Source organism: Ruegeria sp. CE8 (assembly GCF_056537465.1).
The window spans coordinates 190,592-208,716 of sequence record NZ_JBQFRP010000005.1 but is presented as its reverse complement, the minus strand read 5'-3'; the positions used below and the strand labels follow the sequence as shown (position 1 = coordinate 208,716).

General features: G+C 58.1%; 16 protein-coding genes. 6 read left to right on the top strand and 10 right to left on the bottom strand.

Translation table 11 applies throughout. The annotated features are described in order from the left end of the window. Positions 1-66: 66 nt before the first annotated feature. Together trpB and ACR0AA_RS11030 are read left to right on the top strand one after the other, a co-directional pair. On the top strand, positions 67-1,314 hold the full coding sequence (trpB, locus tag ACR0AA_RS11035) for a tryptophan synthase subunit beta (RefSeq protein WP_480663033.1): 1,248 nt from the start codon (positions 67-69) through the stop codon (positions 1,312-1,314). Between the two features lie 50 nt (positions 1,315-1,364). Beyond that, on the top strand, positions 1,365-1,988 hold the full coding sequence (locus ACR0AA_RS11030; RefSeq protein ID WP_480756049.1) for a class I SAM-dependent methyltransferase: 624 nt from the start codon (positions 1,365-1,367) through the stop codon (positions 1,986-1,988). 39 nt (positions 1,989-2,027) lie between these two features. Here ACR0AA_RS11030 and hmuQ read toward each other — a convergent pair whose 3' ends face one another. From hmuQ to ACR0AA_RS10985, 9 genes are all read right to left on the bottom strand, one after another. Further along, positions 2,028-2,348 carry a heme-degrading protein HmuQ gene (gene hmuQ, locus ACR0AA_RS11025; protein WP_480663037.1) on the bottom strand — a complete coding sequence of 107 codons (321 nt, stop codon included), beginning with the start codon at positions 2,346-2,348 and terminating at the stop codon, positions 2,028-2,030. An 86-nt stretch (positions 2,349-2,434) separates the two neighbouring features. Continuing rightward, a complete protein-coding gene (locus ACR0AA_RS11020; RefSeq protein WP_480663039.1) occupies positions 2,435-2,812 on the bottom strand; it encodes a DUF2237 family protein in 378 nt (125 codons plus the stop codon). Positions 2,813-2,821: 9 nt separating this feature from the next. Continuing rightward, entirely contained in the window at positions 2,822-3,985 is a 1,164-nt protein-coding gene (locus tag ACR0AA_RS11015) for a serine hydrolase domain-containing protein (RefSeq protein ID WP_480663041.1), read from the bottom strand. An 82-nt stretch (positions 3,986-4,067) separates the two neighbouring features. Next, positions 4,068-4,748 (bottom strand): aminoacyl-tRNA hydrolase, encoded by a 681-nt coding sequence (gene pth, locus ACR0AA_RS11010; protein WP_480756046.1) that lies wholly within the window; start codon positions 4,746-4,748, stop codon positions 4,068-4,070. A 91-nt stretch (positions 4,749-4,839) separates the two neighbouring features. Next, entirely contained in the window at positions 4,840-6,759 is a 1,920-nt protein-coding gene (locus tag ACR0AA_RS11005; RefSeq protein WP_480756043.1) for a DUF3604 domain-containing protein, read from the bottom strand. A gap of 166 nt (positions 6,760-6,925) precedes the next feature. Beyond that, complete coding sequence (locus tag ACR0AA_RS11000) at positions 6,926-7,582, bottom strand: 50S ribosomal protein L25/general stress protein Ctc (protein WP_480663047.1); 657 nt, start codon at positions 7,580-7,582, stop codon at positions 6,926-6,928. A 259-nt stretch (positions 7,583-7,841) separates the two neighbouring features. Further along, positions 7,842-9,008, bottom strand: a complete 1,167-nt coding sequence (locus ACR0AA_RS10995; RefSeq protein ID WP_480756040.1) for an alpha-hydroxy acid oxidase — start codon at positions 9,006-9,008, stop codon at positions 7,842-7,844. A 150-nt stretch (positions 9,009-9,158) separates the two neighbouring features. Further along, a complete protein-coding gene (trpA, locus tag ACR0AA_RS10990; protein WP_480756038.1) occupies positions 9,159-9,950 on the bottom strand; it encodes a tryptophan synthase subunit alpha in 792 nt (263 codons plus the stop codon). 79 nt (positions 9,951-10,029) lie between these two features. Then, entirely contained in the window at positions 10,030-10,515 is a 486-nt protein-coding gene (locus ACR0AA_RS10985) for an acyloxyacyl hydrolase (RefSeq protein WP_480756036.1), read from the bottom strand. A 199-nt stretch (positions 10,516-10,714) separates the two neighbouring features. On the opposite strand from ACR0AA_RS10985, the gene ychF reads away from it, so the two are divergent. Beyond that, positions 10,715-11,812 (top strand): redox-regulated ATPase YchF, encoded by a 1,098-nt coding sequence (gene ychF / locus ACR0AA_RS10980; RefSeq protein WP_480663055.1) that lies wholly within the window; start codon positions 10,715-10,717, stop codon positions 11,810-11,812. Between the two features lie 55 nt (positions 11,813-11,867). On the opposite strand, the gene ACR0AA_RS10975 is transcribed toward ychF, so the two are convergent. Then, positions 11,868-12,380, bottom strand: a complete 513-nt coding sequence (locus ACR0AA_RS10975; RefSeq protein ID WP_480663057.1) for an ester cyclase — start codon at positions 12,378-12,380, stop codon at positions 11,868-11,870. A 166-nt stretch (positions 12,381-12,546) separates the two neighbouring features. On the opposite strand from ACR0AA_RS10975, the gene ACR0AA_RS10970 reads away from it, so the two are divergent. From ACR0AA_RS10970 to fdhF, 3 genes are all read left to right on the top strand, one after another. Beyond that, on the top strand, positions 12,547-13,428 hold the full coding sequence (locus ACR0AA_RS10970) for a LysR family transcriptional regulator (protein ID WP_480663059.1): 882 nt from the start codon (positions 12,547-12,549) through the stop codon (positions 13,426-13,428). Between the two features lie 85 nt (positions 13,429-13,513). Further along, positions 13,514-15,217, top strand: coding sequence for an NAD(P)H-dependent oxidoreductase subunit E (locus ACR0AA_RS10965; protein WP_480663061.1), 1,704 nt, complete (start codon positions 13,514-13,516; stop codon positions 15,215-15,217). A gap of 13 nt (positions 15,218-15,230) precedes the next feature. Further along, complete coding sequence (gene fdhF / locus ACR0AA_RS10960; protein WP_480756033.1) at positions 15,231-18,014, top strand: formate dehydrogenase subunit alpha; 2,784 nt, start codon at positions 15,231-15,233, stop codon at positions 18,012-18,014. Positions 18,015-18,125: the final 111 nt, after the last annotated feature.

Genomic DNA, 18,125 nt, shown 5'->3' with positions numbered 1-18,125 from the left:
ACGTTTTGCCATGGCAAATCCCGCCGCCACCACCTATGAACAACGGGTACGACGAGGGAGACACCCATGGCCAACGATCTTTTCAATTCCTTCATGTCCGGTCCTGATGAGCAGGGGCGCTTTGGCATCTTCGGCGGGCGGTTTGTCAGCGAAACACTGATGCCGCTGATCCTTTCGCTGGAAGAGGAATATGAGAAGGCAAAGGATGACCCGACCTTCTGGGCCGAAATGGATGACCTATGGGCCAACTATGTGGGTCGCCCGTCGCCTCTGTATTTCGCAGAACGCCTGACCGACCATCTGGGCGGTGCGAAGATTTACCTCAAACGTGATGAACTGAACCACACTGGCGCACACAAGATTAACAACGTGCTGGGCCAGATCATTCTGGCGCGTCGCATGGGCAAGACCCGGATCATCGCGGAAACCGGGGCAGGGCAGCACGGCGTGGCCACTGCCACCGTCTGTGCCAAGTTCGGCCTGAAATGCGTGGTCTACATGGGCGCGCATGACGTGCAGCGTCAGGCGCCCAACGTCTTCCGCATGCGTTTGCTGGGCGCCGAAGTGATTCCGGTGACCTCCGGGCGCGGCACGCTGAAAGACGCGATGAACGACGCGCTGCGTGACTGGGTGACCAACGTGCGCGACACGTTCTACTGCATTGGCACCGTGGCTGGTCCGCACCCGTACCCGGCAATGGTACGCGACTTCCAGTCGATCATCGGCAAGGAAGCCAAAGAGCAGATGATGAAGGCCGAGGGCCGTTTGCCCGACACGATCATCGCTGCCATCGGCGGCGGGTCGAACGCTATGGGCCTGTTCTACCCGTTCCTCGACGACAAATCGGTCAATATCATCGGCGTCGAAGCCGGTGGCAAAGGCGTAAACGAGAAGATGGAACACTGCGCATCGCTGACTGGCGGTCGCCCGGGCGTTTTGCATGGCAACCGCACCTATCTGCTGCAGGATGATGACGGTCAGATCCTCGAAGGGTATTCGATCTCGGCTGGCCTGGACTACCCGGGTATCGGCCCTGAACACTCGTGGCTGAACGATATTGGCCGTGCGAACTATGTCTCAATCACCGACAAAGAGGCGCTGGAGGCGTTCCAGCTGTGCTGCGCCACCGAAGGCATCATCCCGGCGCTGGAACCAAGCCACGCACTGGCTCACGTAATGAAAATCGCGCCGGATCTGCCCAAGGATCACCTGATCTGCATGAACATGTGCGGGCGGGGTGACAAGGATGTTCAGACCGTCGCGAAGTATCTGAATTTCGACATGTCGGATACCGAGGGCCGCTCGGCGGACTAACCAAATCCCGGGGCTTTGCGCCCCGGGTGTTTCATGCCACCTTGCGGGGCATGCAGGACGCATCCAGTTCGGAAAAACTCGATCAAAAATACGACGCCGCAGCCCCGGGCTGGGCCGACAAAATGCGTCTGCTTGGATATTTTGATGCCTATCTGGGTTTTCTCTCGACCGGATCGGCAGCGAGTCTTGGCGAAAATGCGTTGGATGTGGGTTGCGGGACAGGCGCTTTTGCCGAAGCGCGCGCGGTCATCCGACACGAAGGACGCGTTACCCTGATGGAGCCGTCGGGGAAAATGCTTGATCAGGCCAAGCATGCTTTGGCCAAGCGGGGCGTAACTGCAGACACTGTGCTCTCACGTTTGGAGGACTATCAGTCAGCCGAGCCATTCGACTGTGTTCTTGCCGCCCATGTCCTTGAGCATTGCGAGGACCCAACCGACGCCTTACGCCGAATGCGCCGGTTGGCAGCCCCTGCGGCGAAGCTTTGGCTGGTTGTCAGCAAACCACACTGGTGTAACGCCATCATTTGGTTCCAATGGCGCCACCGGTCCTACAGACCGCGAAGAGTGGCAGAAATGCTTGAAGATGCAGGGTGGCTTTTGGAGGCGGAGCACAGTTTTCCAACCGGCCCGCCATCACGCACGTCGCGCGGCTACTTGGCCCGGGCTATGTGATATTCAAACGGCTGCCGGGCGAGTGCCGTCAGCCACGCGTCAGTTCTGATACAACACGGTTTCGAAGCCTTCGAACTGAGGTGGTCCCATCAGCGCGGATTGCGTGTTGCCTTTACCCGCATTCCTGTGTGCGTCCCGGAATTGTTCGGATTTGGTCCAGGCTTCGAAATCGTTCCTGCTGTCCCAGATCACGTGGCTGGAATACAGACGGTAACCTTCGCCCTCAGGGCCCTTTAAAAGACGGAATTCCTGAAAGCCCGGCAACTCCTTCAGGCGGCTTTCCCGGTCCTTCCAGACGGTTTCGAAATCGGCTTCGCTGCCCAGACGGACTTTGAAGCGGTTCATGGCGATAAAGCTCATAGCCTACCTCGTTTGTTTGACGTTTACGCGCTTGCTAAACAAAGTGTCGGCTGGCGGGTTTCTTTGATGACTTTTTTTGATCGGCGTCAATCGGGTTGAGCTGCATATTGGCGCAAAATAACGATTGGAACGATGTCCAGCGCCCGTTGATGCGTTGCCTCAAGATGGACCTTGGGCGCGCAACCTTCGTCATGGGCTTGCAGGAACCTTGCCGCACACAGACACCAGCTGTCACCAGGCTTTAAACCGGGAAAATTGAACTCGGGGCGCGGTGTGCTGAGGTCATTGCCGACATATTTTGAGTAAGCCAGAAATTCGGCCGTCATGACTGCGCAGACCGTATGGCTGCCCTGATCTTCGACGCAGGTGTTGCAGGCGCCATCCCGAAAGAACCCGGTCAACGGATCGCGGGAACACGAGGCAAGAACGCCCCCCAGAACATTTATGCTATCGAGCTTTTGCATAGGCACACCTTACAGGCTTTGCGCGATGCTGCGGAACATTTCTATGTTGGCCTCGTTGACGCCCTTGTCACGAAAGCTGCGGTCGGCCCCCGTCGAGACGATAAGAACGCCTCGCGGCTGGTCGAAATAGATGTACTGGCCATAGACGCCACGGGCCAGAAACTCGCCTTCATGCGCGCCGAGGGGAATCCACCACTGATACCCATAGCCGATTTTTCCGGCCTCGGTCGGGGCGCTGGGAAACACTGACTGGGCAATCCATTCGGCAGGTACGATCTGCTGGCCGTTATGCTGGCCGTTTTGCAGGATCATCTGCCCGAACCGGGCAAAGTCGCGAGTGGTGAAGTTCAGCCCGCCCAGCACAAAGGCCACTCCGGCGCCGTCGGTGACGTAATAGCCGTCGCGTTCAAGGCCCAGCGGCTGAATGATCTTTTCGGTCAACAGTTCAGTCACCGACCGGCCCGTCGCCCCGCGGATCACCATGCCGATGACATGCGTGTCGATAGATACGTATTGCCATGTCTCGCCGGGTGTCGCGAAAGTCTCATTCAGTGAGGCGGCGAAATCGTCCAACTCTCCGCCCAGTGCAACGACACGACCCATGCGGTTGATGTCTGAATCGTAGTCCAGATAATCCTCGTCGAAGGTGACGCCACTGGCCATGTTCAGCACGTTGCGGATCGTCGCGCCGTCATAGGCGGTTCCTTCCAGTTTCGGCGCATATTTGACCACAGGGTCATCAAGTGAGTCGATCGTACCTTCGGACATCAGGATGCCGAAAAGGGCGGACAGGTAACTCTTGGCGACGGACCATGAAATCCGGCGGTCCTCAGGGGTTGTGCCCAGATAATACTCTTCGAACCGGATCTGCCCGTCCTGCATCACTAGCAGAGACGTAACAACCCGGTCTTCGATCCAGGCATCCGTTCCACCGGGCAGATCAAACCCGGGCCCATAGGGCAGTTCATAGGTCGGACCGTCACCTCGCGGTAGATCAACGGTGAGGAAGGCGTCGTTCATGTGAGAGAAGTTGTGAACGATCTTTTCTTCGGTAAACAAAGAGTTCACGGCCATCAGGCGCTGAATTTCTTCGCGCTTCCAAAAGCCCACAACCACGGCCGCCAGCACCAGCATCAATAGGATGCGCAGCACCCATTTCATCAGGACCCGCATATGACACCTCCCGTTTTCGTACTGTATTGGACCGCGGCGTGGTCGAGTTCGCAATTGAGACGTAACGGCAACATCAATGGCTCTATTTGAACTTGTCCAGCAGTTTTTGCATGGCTGACCGTTCGTCGGCCTCGGGTTCCGGTGCCGACTTGGCCGCCGGTTTTGCAGGCGTCGCAGGGGATTTCGACGACCGCGGCGGCGCCGTCCGCAACGCGACTGCGTTCATGAACTTGCCACCATCACCGTTGGCCAGATGGGCAGCTCCATCCGAAACACCCCGCAGCACGTCATCCAGCCAGTCCGCGTCGGCTTTGGCAAAATCACTGAGGACATAGGGCGAGACCATTTCCTTGCGCCCTGGATGTCCGATCCCCAGACGCACGCGGTCATAGGCCGGGCTGATATGCTCGTGGATCGAACGCAACCCGTTGTGGCCTGCGTGGCCGCCACCCGCTTTGACGCGGACTTTGCCGGGGGCTAGGTCCAGTTCGTCGTGAAAGACGGTCACATCGTTTGAGTCGAGCTTATAGAACCGCATTGCCTCACCCACGGACTGGCCCGAGCGGTTCATGAAGGTTTGCGGTTTGATCAGCAAAACCTTGTCCGAGCCCAATCGACCCTCGGAAATTTCCGCCTGAAACTTGGATTTCCATGGGCCGAACCCATGATCGTCGGCTATCCTGTCCAGAGCCATGAAGCCGATATTGTGCCGGTTCCGGGCATACTTCTGACCCGGATTTCCCAGTCCGACAAATAGTTTCATGGCTCTGCTCCGCGCTTCCTTGTTCGCTTTACCTTCTCATGCCCCGAATTGGATCGGAAATCCAGCCGGGGCAGGGCGCAAGGGACGGGTCTCAGCCTTCAGGCGTGTACCAGATGGGTGAGGTATAGGCGCGCTCGGTCGTGGTCATTGGCACGTCGGAGTCCATCTGAACATTGAACCGCTTCGCCTCGTAAGCTGTCCAGCGCGGTGTCGGTATTTCGATGACGCGGACGTAATAGAACGCCCGTTGTGACGGATCGAAATTGGGATCCTGCCAATAGGTGATCAGTTCCGATGCGCCTATCGTATTGGTCCAGGTGGCGTTTTCCACGTCTACAGTGTCTCCGACCGCGGGCAGCTTGCCGTCTGCTCCGGGTGTGCGATCACCGCCCCACGCAACATCATAGACCTTTTCACCGCGCGTCCCGTCGGCGTTCAACCAGCCTTTGATGACCTGAACCCGGTCAAGGTTTCCGCTGTAGGGGTCTTTCAGCGCTGCAATCAGGAAGTTTGGCGCGCCGTCGCCCGGGTTGCTCGGCAAGTCTGACCCCATCGGAACGCCTTTGGCATAGCCGATATCGGCTGGCAGTCGGGAAAGGGCATCCTCTTCGGCAAAGTCCCAGCCTCCAAAGAACCGCACGAGGATACGAGAGCCGGTGGTACCATAGACCTCGCGCCGCTCCAGTGCATCAAAGATTGCCTCGCGGGTGTTTTCAGTGGCCCAAACCGCCGCATATCCACCCGAGGCCTGTTTCCATCCATAAATGGAAAACTCCGGATCGGGGGCCTCGATCACCAGATGCTCCCACCGGTTGGGCTCAGGTTCCACGCCGGAATGCTTGCCAAAGAAGTTTTCCTCTTCCACAGCGGCCATGCCGGTATGCGCATCGGTCGAGCCGATCTGGCCGACCTTGTAGGGATTGATGCCCAACTGCTCTTCCAGCATCAGGCCAGTTTTATATGCCTCACGCGAGTATTCGTATTGCAGCATATCCTGATTTTTGGCTTCGGTGCCGTTCAGGTTCGACGCATCCCATGTGTCGAAGTCGGCAAACTCGTCATCCGGGCTGAGGAATGGATGCGCCTCACTGTCACCTTTGATCTGGGTGGTTTCGATGACCGGTTCGAACCGGGCGCGCAAACGTGCGTTTTCCTCGGTCAATGGAGTGCCGTCAAAATTCGATACTGAAAAGAGCCGCCCGTTGGACAAGTTGCCGTTATGCGGAATTGCCAAAACGTCACCACCGGTCCGATCTTCGTAGCCAGCCAGATGCGCCCAAAGGTCTTCGGGGTTTTTGCTGTCGAATTGCGAGAACGGCAGTACCTGGTTGGCCATGGTCGCGCCGTCCCTGAAAATCACGTTGCGGTGGATATTGTCTCCGCCCTCGGACGTCCATTCGTACCCGATCAACGCTGTAAAGACGCCGGGTTCGTTGTACTGGTCTGCCAGAGAGGTGTAGTCTTGCCACGCGTCCTTGATCGCTTTTGGATTGTCGATCGGAGGTTCGTCTCCGGACAGCGACGCCACGATTTCCATAGCCGTGGCAAAGATCACGTCATTGTCGTTGCTGGTCAGCGCGTCGTACCAGGCTTTGCCCTGTGGCGTGGACAGGACGTTCTGATCCCCACCAAGTAGCTGAGGCATCAGCCCGTACATTTCTGCATGGTCCGAGATGACAAGCCAATCCAGTGGGCGAGAGAGCTTTGCCTGCAATCCGTGCGTCGTCGTGACCTCATGGCCTTTTGCGAACCGAAATGCGTCTTCCTGACTGAGACGGGTCATGGTTCCTGCATCCACGGACACCTCGGTGTGAAGATGCGTATCGCCCCACAGCGGCCTGGTCGGGAAGGTTCGACCGGCGTAGGGCGAGAAGTGATCCGAGGTGAACCGTTCGGCGACGTCTTCCTGACTGGGCAGCGTGTCCTGCACCTGGGCAATAGCCGCAGAGCCAGAGACTGCACCGACGGTAATTGAAATGAGGGCGGATAGAAAATTGGATTGGCGTTTCATAATCGCGGGCTCCACTGAACTAATCGATGGGCTTGTGGCTTTCCAACAGGGCCACTGGCAGCGAACCTAGCACAACCTGCGATCAAATGCGAAAATTCGCATCTGACACAAAAAAACGGGGCTCCGATAGAACCCCGTTTCAAAATCAGAACAGTTGAAACTGAACTTATTCTTCAGCTTCCTGGCCGACGACTTCAACTTCGTCTGCGGCTACTTCGGCTTCGTCACCTTCTTCTTCGTCGCTGGTCGACAGACCGGTCGGTGCCGAGACGTTCGCGATCACGAAATCACGGTCGATGGTCGGCTTGGTGCCCGCGGGCAGGTCTACCGCCGAAATGGTGACAACGTCGTTGATGTTCATTCCGGTCACGTCAACGGTGATCTTCTCCGGAATGTCACCTGCGGTACACATCAGTTCGACTTCCGGACGAACAACGGTCAGAACGCCGCCCTTCTTGATGCCGGGGGCTGCTTCTTCGTTGATGAACTCAACGGGGATGAACAGCGCGATCTTGGTGGTCCGACGCAGGCGCATCAGGTCCAGGTGGGTCGGCAGGTCCTTGACGACGTCACGCTGAACATCGCGGCAGATCACGCGAACATCTTCGTGGCCGTCAACTTTCAGGTTCCACAGGGTCGACTTGAACCGGCCAGCTTTTAGGCGCTTGAACAGTTCGTTGAACGGGATCTGAATCGGCAGCGGCTCTTTATCGCCACCAAAAACAATGCCCGGAACCATGCCGTCGCGGCGTGCTTGACGAGCGGCGCCCTTGCCTGTCCCCGTCCGTTCCAGAGCTACGAGATCAGGAATCTCTCCAGCCATGATAATTCTCCAAATGTTAGGGCGGGCATCCTCCAAGGCTGTATGCCCGCGTGAAGCCGCGTCCTTAGCTTGATTCAACTGGTTTGGAAAGAGGTTTTTGAGCCATCTGGTTTTTGCGAGGCTCTGCCTCGCGCTCCAAGGTTTTTTCAGCCAGATGATCAGCCAGATGAATTGAGGGTCCGTTGCTTCATCTGGCTGCATATACCTCGGAGTAGTCGCCCAAAGGGCGGCGGGGGCAGCGCCCCCTTGGCACGCGGGGTCACTTTTGCCAACGACCGCCGAAATCTTCGGGGATCAATAGGTTGTGGCGGCCCAGATTATTTACATTCCGCTCGCCGCACAGCGCCATTGTGGTGTCCAGTTCCTTGTGTATGATATCCAACGCTGTAGCTACGCCTTTTTGGCCCATCGCACCAAGCCCGTAGACGAAAGCACGGCCGATATATGTGCCTTTTGCACCCAGCGCCAAAGCTTTCAAAACATCCTGCCCCGAGCGAATACCGCTGTCCAGGTGGACTTCAACGTCGTCGCCAACGGCGTCCATGATCTCGGGCAATACACGGATCGAACTGAGTGCGCCGTCCAGCTGGCGCCCGCCATGGTTTGATACGACGATGGCATCGGCGCCAAGCTTGGCTGCCATCTTGGCATCTTCGGCGTCCAGAATGCCCTTCAGGATCACCTTGCCGCCCCATTGTTCCATCAGCTTCTCGACCTTGCTCCAGTCGAGGCTGGGATCGAATTGCTCGGCCGTCCAGGCGCCCAGAGATGAGGCGTCCGAAACACCCTCGGCATGACCAACGATATTGCCAAACTCGCGCCGATGCGCGCCCAGCATCTCTATTCCCCAGGTCCATTTGGTCATCAAGTTAGCGATGGTCTTGGCGGTCAGTTTCGGCGGGGCGGACAGGCCGTTTTTCAGATCTTTGTGCCGCTGACCCAGAATTTGCAGATCCAGGGTAATCACCAATGCCGAACATTTTGCGTCCTTGGCACGCTGAATCAGGCGGCTCACATAGTCCTGATCCTTCATCGTATAGAGCTGAAACCAAAAAGGCTTGGTCGTGTACTCAGCGACATCTTCGATTGAATTGATCGACATGGTCGACAGCGTGAAGGGGACGCCAAATTCTTCGGCAGCCTTTGCGGCCTTCATCTCGCCATCCGCGTGCTGCATGCCTGTCAGGCCGACAGGGGCGAGTGCCACCGGCATCGCGACGTCCTCACCTATCATTTGCGAAGCGGTCGAGCGCCCGTCCATGTCTACAGCAACCCGCTGGCGCAGCCTGATGTCTTCGAAATCCGAGCTGTTTTCGCGGAACGTCTGCTCGGTCCAGCTGCCACTTTCGGCATAGTCGAAAAACATTCGCGGTACGCGGCGTTCGTAGATGCGTTTCAGGTCGTCAATATTGGTAATCACGGGCATGTGTTCCGACTTTCGCAAGACTGGTTCTTTTTCTTTACCAATTACCATTAGATCTCGCAACGTCGCGAAAACGCGGTTCAATGCGCGCGCAATTAGACCATAGAAAACGCAGCCGACCGGGGTCGACTGCGTTGAAATGTAAGCCCGGGATCAGGCCGAATGGGCGCCGTCCGCCAGAGTTTTTACAAAGTCCAGCACTTCGGCAGCGGGTTTGCCCGCAGCGATCTGGCTGACGATGGCTGATCCGACCACAGCACCATCGGCCACGGTTGCAATTGCACGGGACTTTTCGGGCGTGTTGATCCCGAACCCAACGATAACTGGCAGATCGGTTGCGGATTTGATCCGAGCGACCTCGGGGCCGACATTGGTGGCTTCGGCCTCTGCCGCGCCCGTAATGCCCGTGATCGAGACGTAGTACACAAAGCCCGACGTGTTCTGCAGGACACGCGGAAGGCGTTTATCATCCGTGGTCGGCGTCGCAAGGCGAATGAAGTTCAGACCTGCGGCTTGCGCGGGAAGGCACAGTTCCTCGTCTTCCTCCGGCGGCAGGTCGACCACGATTAGTCCGTCGATGCCTGCCTCTTTGGCATCGACAAGGAACTTGTCGACTCCGCGGCTGTAGATCGGATTGTAGTACCCCATCAGCACAATCGGAGTGGTGTCGTCGGTTTCGCGAAACGCGCGTGCCAGATCCAAAGTCCGTTGCAAGGTCATGCCGCCGTCCAGCGCCCGCTGACCGGCAGCCTGGATTGTGGGGCCGTCTGCCATCGGGTCAGTGAAGGGCAAACCCAGCTCGATAACGTCCACACCGGCGCCCGGCAATCCTTTTACGATTTCCAGCGAGGCATCGAAATCCGGGTCTCCGGCCATGATATAGGCGACAAAGGCCTTTTTTCCCTGTTCCTTGAGGGCGGCGAACTTGGCGTCGATACGGGTCATGGGCAGTCCTTGCAATCAGGTTCAGACCTGATGTGCAGAAACTTTGACCGGAAATCAATCCCGCCTAGGGCAGATTGCGTCAGAACGCGTAGTGGTATCGCAGCAAGGCCGAGTTAACGCCCGGGTTGTCGTCCTGTGTGCTTGCATTGGATTTATGGGTAATGGCCAAGGACAAGCTATTGCCATTGTTGAGGGTGTAGCCGACGCCCAGCAGGCTGCGAATCTGGAACTCACCACCGAGGTCGTTAAGCGCATCGCCTTCTGAAAAATACCCGGGCATGACACTGCCTTCGACGAACCAGCGGTCAGTGAACGCGTAGACTCCGATCAAGCCTATGCCGACATGAATGTCAGAGGCGGCATCAACGGTCAGGGCGCCTCCCCATGTGGCGGAAAAACGCGTGGCTTCGTGAAATGGCCGGTGATGGTATTCGATCGAAATTACGGCTTCATCATCAGACAGGCTGTCTGAAAAATCTGAAAAACCGGCACCAAAGACAATGGATTGCGCCTGCGCTGTTTGGGCAGCGAGCAGAAGCGCAGTGATTGCAGCAAAATACTTCATATCATGTATTCACTATTTGTTTGATCGCAACGTTTTACATGGTGAGCTTAGTGTGCCGATTTCAATCCAGGCAAGATCACGTATGCCCAACGGTTTTGTGATGTTGCAATTTGAACCAGTGGCCCTTTCCGTGGTCCGGCTTGCGTATTTCCCCGGACCTGCATAGAAGCAGCGCTCGAATGGTATGCAGGAGGCCGTCATGGGCTTTAAAATGGGAATCGTGGGGTTGCCGAATGTGGGCAAATCGACCCTCTTCAATGCGCTGACCAAAACCGCGGCTGCGCAAGCTGCGAATTTCCCGTTCTGCACAATTGAGCCCAATGTGGGTGACGTGGCTGTGCCTGACGACCGGCTGGATAAGTTGGCGGCAATTGCAAGTTCGAAGCAGATCATTCCGACGCGGATGACCTTCGTGGATATCGCCGGCTTGGTGAAGGGCGCGTCGAAGGGTGAGGGGCTGGGCAACCAGTTTCTGGCCAACATCCGTGAGACAGACGCCATTGCTCATGTGCTGCGTTGCTTCGAAGACGGCGACGTAACCCATGTTGACGGTCGCGTCGATCCGGTGGCCGATGCCGACACGATCGAGACCGAATTGATGCTGGCCGATCTGGAAAGCATCGAAAAGCGCCGCGCCAATCTGGTGCGCAAGCTCAAAGGCAACGACAAAGAGGCGCAGCAGCAGGACCGCTTGCTGGCCGAAGCGCAGGCGATGCTGGAAAACGGCAAACCCGCGCGTCTGGTCGAAGTGTCTGACGAAGACGCCAAGGCGTGGAAAATGCTGCAGCTACTGACCACCAAGCCGGTCCTCTATGTTTGCAATGTGTCCGAGGAAGAAGCGGCCGACGGCAACGAATACTCGTCCAAGGTTGCCGAGATGGCTGCGGCACAAGGCAACTCACACGTCATCATCAGCGCCAAGATCGAAGAAGAGATCAGCCTGCTGGAAGACGACGAGGCCCAGATGTTTCTTGAGGAAATGGGGCTGGAAGAGCCCGGCCTCGATCGACTGATCCGCGCAGGCTACGACCTTCTGAAGCTGGAAACTTATTTCACCGTTGGCCCGAAAGAGGCCCGCGCCTGGACCATCCGCACCGGTACTGCTGCACCGCAGGCGGCAGGCGTGATCCACGGTGATTTCGAAAAGGGTTTCATCCGCGCCGAAACCATTGCTTATGACGATTATATCGCCGCCAATGGTGAGCAAGGGGCCAAAGAAGCAGGCAAGATGCGGGCCGAGGGCAAGGGATACATCGTCAAGGACGGCGATGTGATGCACTTCCTGTTCAACACCTGATCAATGCAGGAACGCTCGATCCAGCCGAAGATCGGGCGCACATTGTTCGCCGTTCCTAGTTTTCCATGCCAAGCTGCTGTCGCTGCGTGAAGAAATCCCACACGACCCAGCTTTCCGCTATCTGGCCATTGGAAATACGGTCAATCTGAACGCCGGTCCAGTCAGCCGACCGGCCAGTGGCGGGCAGCCCGAGATAGGTGCCATTCTGGGTTCCATAAAAGCGCCAGTGGGTGGATACGCGGTCGCCTTCGGCGGTCTGTTCCAAAATCTCGACCTTCAGGTCGGGAAAGGTCCTATGGTTAGCTTCAACAATACCGACCCATGTGGTCAGGTCGATGCTCCCGGTGCCGCCGGTAGCCAATGGCGCTTGATGGTTCTGATAGCCTTCGGCGAAAATGGTCTCGTCAATCGTGGACTCTGCGGCCCACATTTCAAGAGCCTGTCGGGAAAGGTCTTTTGCCGCAGAAACGTCATTCACTTGTGCCATGGCATCTCCTCCTGCCAAAAAAGTTAACAACGCCGCCAGCACCCAGATACGAGCACCCAAGCCGAAACGTTCTCTGACCATTGAAGTCCTCCGCCCATCATATCGACTCCGCTCCATGATAGCGCGGTCATCGTAGCAGAACAAAGTGCAATCCACGGCTAAGCGCCATGGCCGGAATACAACTAGCGCTTTCACGGCGACGCAAACGCGTTACTGTGCGACTGGCCAGACTTTAGGACACCGCTGCATGATCGAAATCCGCGACCTTCAACTTCTTAACGCGCTGGCGCGGCTTCAGCACTTTGCAAAAGCGGCAGAGGAGTGCGGGATTTCTCAGCCTGCGTTCTCGATGCGTATCCGCAACCTTGAGGATCGACTGGGGGTGTCCATCGTTCGCCGAGCCAACCGGTTTCAGGGGCTGACCGAAGAGGGCGAGATGATCGTGCGCCGTGCCAGGCGTATTCTTGACGACGCCAAGGCGCTAGAGCAGCAGGTGCTGGCGGCACGGGGTGAGATCACCGGGACATTGATTCTGGGCGTGATTCCGACCGCGATTGCGTTCACGGGGCGGCTGATCAAACGCCTGCAACAAGCCCATCCACGTATTTTGTCGCGAATCGAAACCATGTCGGCCTCGGCCATCCAACACCGACTGGATGAGGGCAGCCTGGACGCGGGCATCACCTATGGCGACAGCATCGGCACCGATCTGCGACAAGTACAGCCTTTGTACGAAGAGACCTATGTTCTGCTGGTTCCGTCTCACATGACCGAAGAAACCGGTCCGATCCCCTGGGCTCAGGTGGCCGAATTCCCGATCAGCCTTTTGGAGCCGCAGATGCAGAACCGTCGTATCCTTGACCGCATCTTTGCCGAGCAGGGGCTACACCCGCATGTGGTTGCCGAAACCAGCGGCTTTACTGCCTCGATGGTCATGGCGCGTGAGGGGCTTGCGGCCACGGTTGTGCCCCGTGTCCTGATCCGCGCTTTGGGCGATTTGAAGGGGACGAAAGTTCTGCCTCTGGTCGATCCTGTTGTAAGTAAACCGATTTGTCTGGCGACACTTAGCCGAGACCCGGAATTGCCAACGGTTGAGGCCCTACGCGCGGTGGTGACGTCTTTACGGTGATAAACTGTCGTTATCGTGCGATTACGATAAGCGATTTGACGATATGTTATTCTGATGAGACACGGAGCCTCAATCGGAGGGCATCATGGCACCATTAGACACCAAGCCATCAGGCGCGCCAAAGGGCGTCTGGAAGTCAGGTAAAGGCAAAGGGCGGCATACGCCCAAAGGCCGTCAGTTCACGGATGAGGCGCAGGCAGAAATCCATCGCCTGCTGGGCGACCGCCCGCGCCGCCGCGATCTGTTGATTGAATTCCTGCATTTGATTCAGGACGAACACGGCCATATCAGCGCCGACCACATCGCCGCGCTGGCGGTCGAGATGCGGATCGGTCAGGCCGAGATTTACGAAACCGCGACCTTCTATGCCCATTTCGATGTGGTGAAAGAAGGCGAGACGCCTCCGCCCGCGCTGACGATCCGTGTCTGTGATTCTCTGTCCTGCGAAATGGCTGGCGCCCAGCAGTTGCAAAAAGCGCTGGAAGACGGACTGGACGCGTCCGAAGTCCGCGTTGTCCGCGCGCCTTGCATGGGCCGTTGTGACACTGCCCCGGTGCTGGAGATCGGTCACAACCATATCGACCATGCGACTCCCGAAAAGGTGCAGGCCGCGATTGCTGCGGGCGACACCCACGCCCATCTGCCCGGTTACGAAGCCTTTGCCGCTTATGAGGCAAACGGTGGCTACGCCAAGCTGAAAGAGCTGCGCGAAAGCGGCGATTGGGAGAAGGTGCAGGAAGACGTCCTGTCCTCGGGCCTGCGCGGTCTGGGTGGTGCTGGTTTCCCGTCCGGCAAGAAATGGGGTTTTGTTCGCATGAACGAAGGTCCGCGCTATCTGGCCGTGAACGGGGACGAGGGCGAACCGGGTACGTTCAAGGACCGCTACTATCTGGAGCGCACGCCGCACGTCTTCCTCGAAGGGATGCTGATCGCTGCCTGGGCGGTCGAGGCGGAAACCTGCTTCATCTATATGCGCGACGAATATCCGGCGGTGCTGGAGATTCTGCGGCGTGAGATTGCTGCGCTGGAATACGCCGGGATTGTTGAGCCGGGTTACATCGACCTGCGCCGCGGTGCCGGCGCTTACATCTGCGGTGAAGAATCCGCGATGATTGAATCCATCGAAGGCAAGAAAGGCCTGCCGCGTCACCGTCCTCCGTTCGTGGCGCAGGTTGGTGTCTTCAACCGCCCGACGCTCGTGCACAATGTCGAGACGTTGTATTGGGTCACCAAAGTTTGCCGCGAGGGGCCCGAGTGCCTCAACAGCACCGAAAAAAATGGCCGCAAGGGCCTACGCAGCTATTCGGTCTCGGGCCGGGTGGCAAAGCCGGGCGTTTACCTGCTGCCCGCCGGATCGACCATTCTGGACGTGATCGAAGCCGCTGGTGGGATGGTCGAAGGTCAGACCTTCAAAGCCTATCAGCCGGGCGGTCCGTCCTCGGGCCTGCTGCCTGCGTCGATGGATGATATCCCATTGGACTTCGACACGCTGCAACCGCACGGGACGTTCATTGGTTCTGCGGCCGTGGTGGTTCTGTCCGATCAGGATACGGCCCGTGACGCGGCGCTGAACATGCTACGGTTCTTTGAGGATGAAAGCTGCGGTCAGTGTACACCCTGCCGTGCCGGTTGCGAAAAGGCGGTGAAGCTGATGCAGGCCGACAAGTGGGATCAGGACCTGCTTGAGGACCTGTGTCAGGTCATGGGCGATGCCTCGATCTGCGGTCTGGGGCAGGCGGCCCCGAACCCGATCCGCCTGGTCATGAAACATTTCGCTGACGAAATCTGAGGGAGACAGAGCCATGCTTGATGCAAGCCCAAACAAGACCGTCACCTTCAACCTGAACGGCGAGGATGTCACCGTGCCCGAGGGCTGGACCATCTGGGAAGCCGCCAAGGGGCAGGGGTTCACCATTCCGCACCTGTGCCACAAGCCGCAGCCGGGCTATCGCCCCGACGGTAACTGCCGCGCCTGTATGGTCGAGGTGGAAGGCGAGCGTACTCTGGTCGCCTCGTGCATCCGTCCCGCGGCGGACGGTATGGTGGTCAAGATTGACTCGGAGCGCGCTGAGAAATCACGCGCCATGGTCATGGAGCTGCTGGTCGCTGACCAGCCCGAGGAGGCGCACGACAAGTCCAGCCATTTCTGGGACATGGCCAAGCTGAACGCTGTCAGCGACAGCCGGTTCCCGGCGAAAGAGGCCGAGAAAATCCCTCTGTTGGATGACAGCCATGTTGCGATGCGCGTCAATCTGGACGCCTGCATCAACTGCAACCTTTGCGTACGGGCGTGCCGTGAAGTGCAGGTGAACGACGTGATCGGCATGGCCGGTCGTGGCCATACCGCGCAGGTGGTGTTCGACCAGAACGATCCGATGGGCGATTCAACCTGTGTGGCCTGTGGCGAATGCGTTCAGGCCTGCCCGACCGGGGCCCTGATGCCCGCCACTCTGCTGGACGACCAGCAAAAGGGCGACAGCAAGGACTACGATTCTGAGACCGAAAGCGTCTGCCCGTTCTGCGGTGTGGGCTGTAAGGTCTCGCTGAAGGTCAAAGACGGTAAGGTCAAATACGTCGAGGGCATCAACGGCCCCGCAAACGAGGGCCGCCTGTGCGTCAAAGGCCGCTTTGGCTTTGACTACATCCACCATCCGCACCGCCTAACCAAGCCGCTGATCCGTCGCGAAGACGCACCAGAGAAGGGCCTGAATGTCGATCCCGGCGATCTAAGTACCCATTTCCGCGAAGCGACCTGGGAAGAGGCGATGGATTTGGCGGCCACCAAGCTGACGGCCCTGCGCGACCAAGACCCGCGCAGCGTAGCAGGCTTCGGTTCGGCCAAATGCACCAACGAAGAAGCCTACCTGTTCCAAAAGTTCATCCGTCAGGGGTTCAAGCACAACAACGTCGACCACTGCACCCGTCTGTGCCACGCGTCGTCTGTAGCCGCTCTGATCGAGAACGTCGGTTCCGGTGCCGTAACCGCGACCTTCAACGAGATCGAAAACGCGGATGTGGCGATCATCATCGGCTCGAACCCGATCGAAAACCATCCGGTTGCGGCGACCTACTTCAAGCAGTTCGCCAAACGCGGCGGCAAGCTGATCGTGATGGACCCACGCGGTGTTGGCATGCGCAAATTCGCCGACGAAATGCTGCAGTTCCGTCCGGGGGCCGATGTCTCGATGCTCAACGCGATCATGAACGTGATCGTCGAAGAAGAGCTGTACGACAGCCAGTACATCCACCGCTGGACCGAGAACTGGGAAGCCGAGAAAGAGCATCTGCGCCAGTTCACGCCCGAGGCGATGGCGCCGATCTGCGGCATCGAACCGGATCAGCTGCGCCGCGTGGCCCGCACCTTTGCACAGGCCAAGGCTGGTCTGATCTTCTGGGGTATGGGCGTCAGCCAGCACATCCACGGCACTGACAACTCTCGCTGCCTGATCAGCCTCGCTCTGATGACCGGAAACGTTGGCAAACCGGGCGCGGGTCTGCACCCACTGCGGGGGCAGAACAACGTGCAGGGTGCCTCAGATGCGGGTTTGATCCCGATGTTCCTGCCGGATTACCAGTCGGTCACCGATGACGGCATCCGCGCGAAATTCAACAGTGTGTGGGACTCCGAAGATTTCTCGAACGAGAAGGGTCTGACGGTCACCGAGATCATTGATCAGGCGTATGCGGGCAACATCAAGGGTATGTACATCATGGGTGAGAACCCCGCCATGTCCGACCCTGATGTGAACCACGCGCGGGATGCTCTGGCCAAGCTTGAGTTGATGATTGTGCAGGACATCTTCCTGACCGAGACGGCGAACTATGCCGACATCATCCTGCCGGCCTCGGCGCTGTATGAAAAGAACGGCACGGTGTCGAATACCAACCGTCAGGTACAGCGGGTGCGTCCGGCCGTGACACCTCCGGGTGAAGCGCGCGAGGATTGGAAGATCACCGTCGAACTGGCGCAGCGCATCGGGCTGAACTGGGATTATACGGATGTGTCTCGGGTCTTTGACGAGATGAAGCTGACGATGAACTCGCTCAACAACATCACGTGGGAGCGTCTGAAAACCGAAACCATCACGTACCCGTCGCTCAGCGAGACTGATCCGGGGCAGGCGATTGTATTCGGCGACGGCTTCCCCCGTGCGGATGGCAAGGCGCGGTTCACTCCGGCCAGCGTCATCCCACCGGATGAGGCGCCGGATGAAGAATACCCGATGATCGCCACCACCGGCCGTCAGCTAGAGCATTGGCACACCGGGTCGATGACCCGACGGTCCAACGTTCTGGATGCGGTTGAACCGGAGGCGAACTGTTCGCTGAACCCACGGACGCTCAAGCTAATGGGGATCGAACCGGGCGAGATGGTCCGCCTGACCACCCGTCGCGGCTCGATTGAGATCATGGCCCGCGCCGACCGGGCGATTGCCGAAGACATGGTGTTCATCCCATTCGCCTATGTCGAGGCGGCAGCGAACATCCTGACCAACTCGGCCATCGACCCCTACGGCAAGATCCCCGAGTTTAAGTTCTCGGCCATTCGGGTGGAAAAGATCGAAGATGCCATCGCGGCGGAATAGATCCGACAAACAGTTATTGGGAAAGGCGGCATTCTAGGTCGCCTTTTTCTTTGCTTGACAGCGGGTTAACTGCGGCCAACCCTGTCACCGTCTTTGGTGGAGGAGTTGCAT

Coding starts and splice junctions, on each gene's coding strand:
- pth (WP_480756046.1), bottom strand. CDS start 4,748: ATGAAACTATTTGTCGGACTGGGAAATCCGGGTCAGAAGTATGCCCGG.
- ACR0AA_RS11015 (WP_480663041.1), bottom strand. CDS start 3,985: ATGCGGGTCCTGATGAAATGGGTGCTGCGCATCCTATTGATGCTGGTG.
- trpA (WP_480756038.1), bottom strand. CDS start 9,950: ATGACCCGTATCGACGCCAAGTTCGCCGCCCTCAAGGAACAGGGAAAA.
- ACR0AA_RS10985 (WP_480756036.1), bottom strand. CDS start 10,515: ATGAAGTATTTTGCTGCAATCACTGCGCTTCTGCTCGCTGCCCAAACA.
- ACR0AA_RS10965 (WP_480663061.1), top strand. CDS start 13,514: ATGGCACCATTAGACACCAAGCCATCAGGCGCGCCAAAGGGCGTCTGG.
- fdhF (WP_480756033.1), top strand. CDS start 15,231: ATGCTTGATGCAAGCCCAAACAAGACCGTCACCTTCAACCTGAACGGC.
- ACR0AA_RS11005 (WP_480756043.1), bottom strand. CDS start 6,759: ATGAAACGCCAATCCAATTTTCTATCCGCCCTCATTTCAATTACCGTC.
- ACR0AA_RS11020 (WP_480663039.1), bottom strand. CDS start 2,812: ATGCAAAAGCTCGATAGCATAAATGTTCTGGGGGGCGTTCTTGCCTCG.
- ACR0AA_RS10970 (WP_480663059.1), top strand. CDS start 12,547: ATGATCGAAATCCGCGACCTTCAACTTCTTAACGCGCTGGCGCGGCTT.
- hmuQ (WP_480663037.1), bottom strand. CDS start 2,348: ATGAGCTTTATCGCCATGAACCGCTTCAAAGTCCGTCTGGGCAGCGAA.
- ACR0AA_RS10975 (WP_480663057.1), bottom strand. CDS start 12,380: ATGGTCAGAGAACGTTTCGGCTTGGGTGCTCGTATCTGGGTGCTGGCG.
- ychF (WP_480663055.1), top strand. CDS start 10,715: ATGGGCTTTAAAATGGGAATCGTGGGGTTGCCGAATGTGGGCAAATCG.
- ACR0AA_RS11000 (WP_480663047.1), bottom strand. CDS start 7,582: ATGGCTGGAGAGATTCCTGATCTCGTAGCTCTGGAACGGACGGGGACA.
- ACR0AA_RS11030 (WP_480756049.1), top strand. CDS start 1,365: ATGCAGGACGCATCCAGTTCGGAAAAACTCGATCAAAAATACGACGCC.
- ACR0AA_RS10995 (WP_480756040.1), bottom strand. CDS start 9,008: ATGCCCGTGATTACCAATATTGACGACCTGAAACGCATCTACGAACGC.
- trpB (WP_480663033.1), top strand. CDS start 67: ATGGCCAACGATCTTTTCAATTCCTTCATGTCCGGTCCTGATGAGCAG.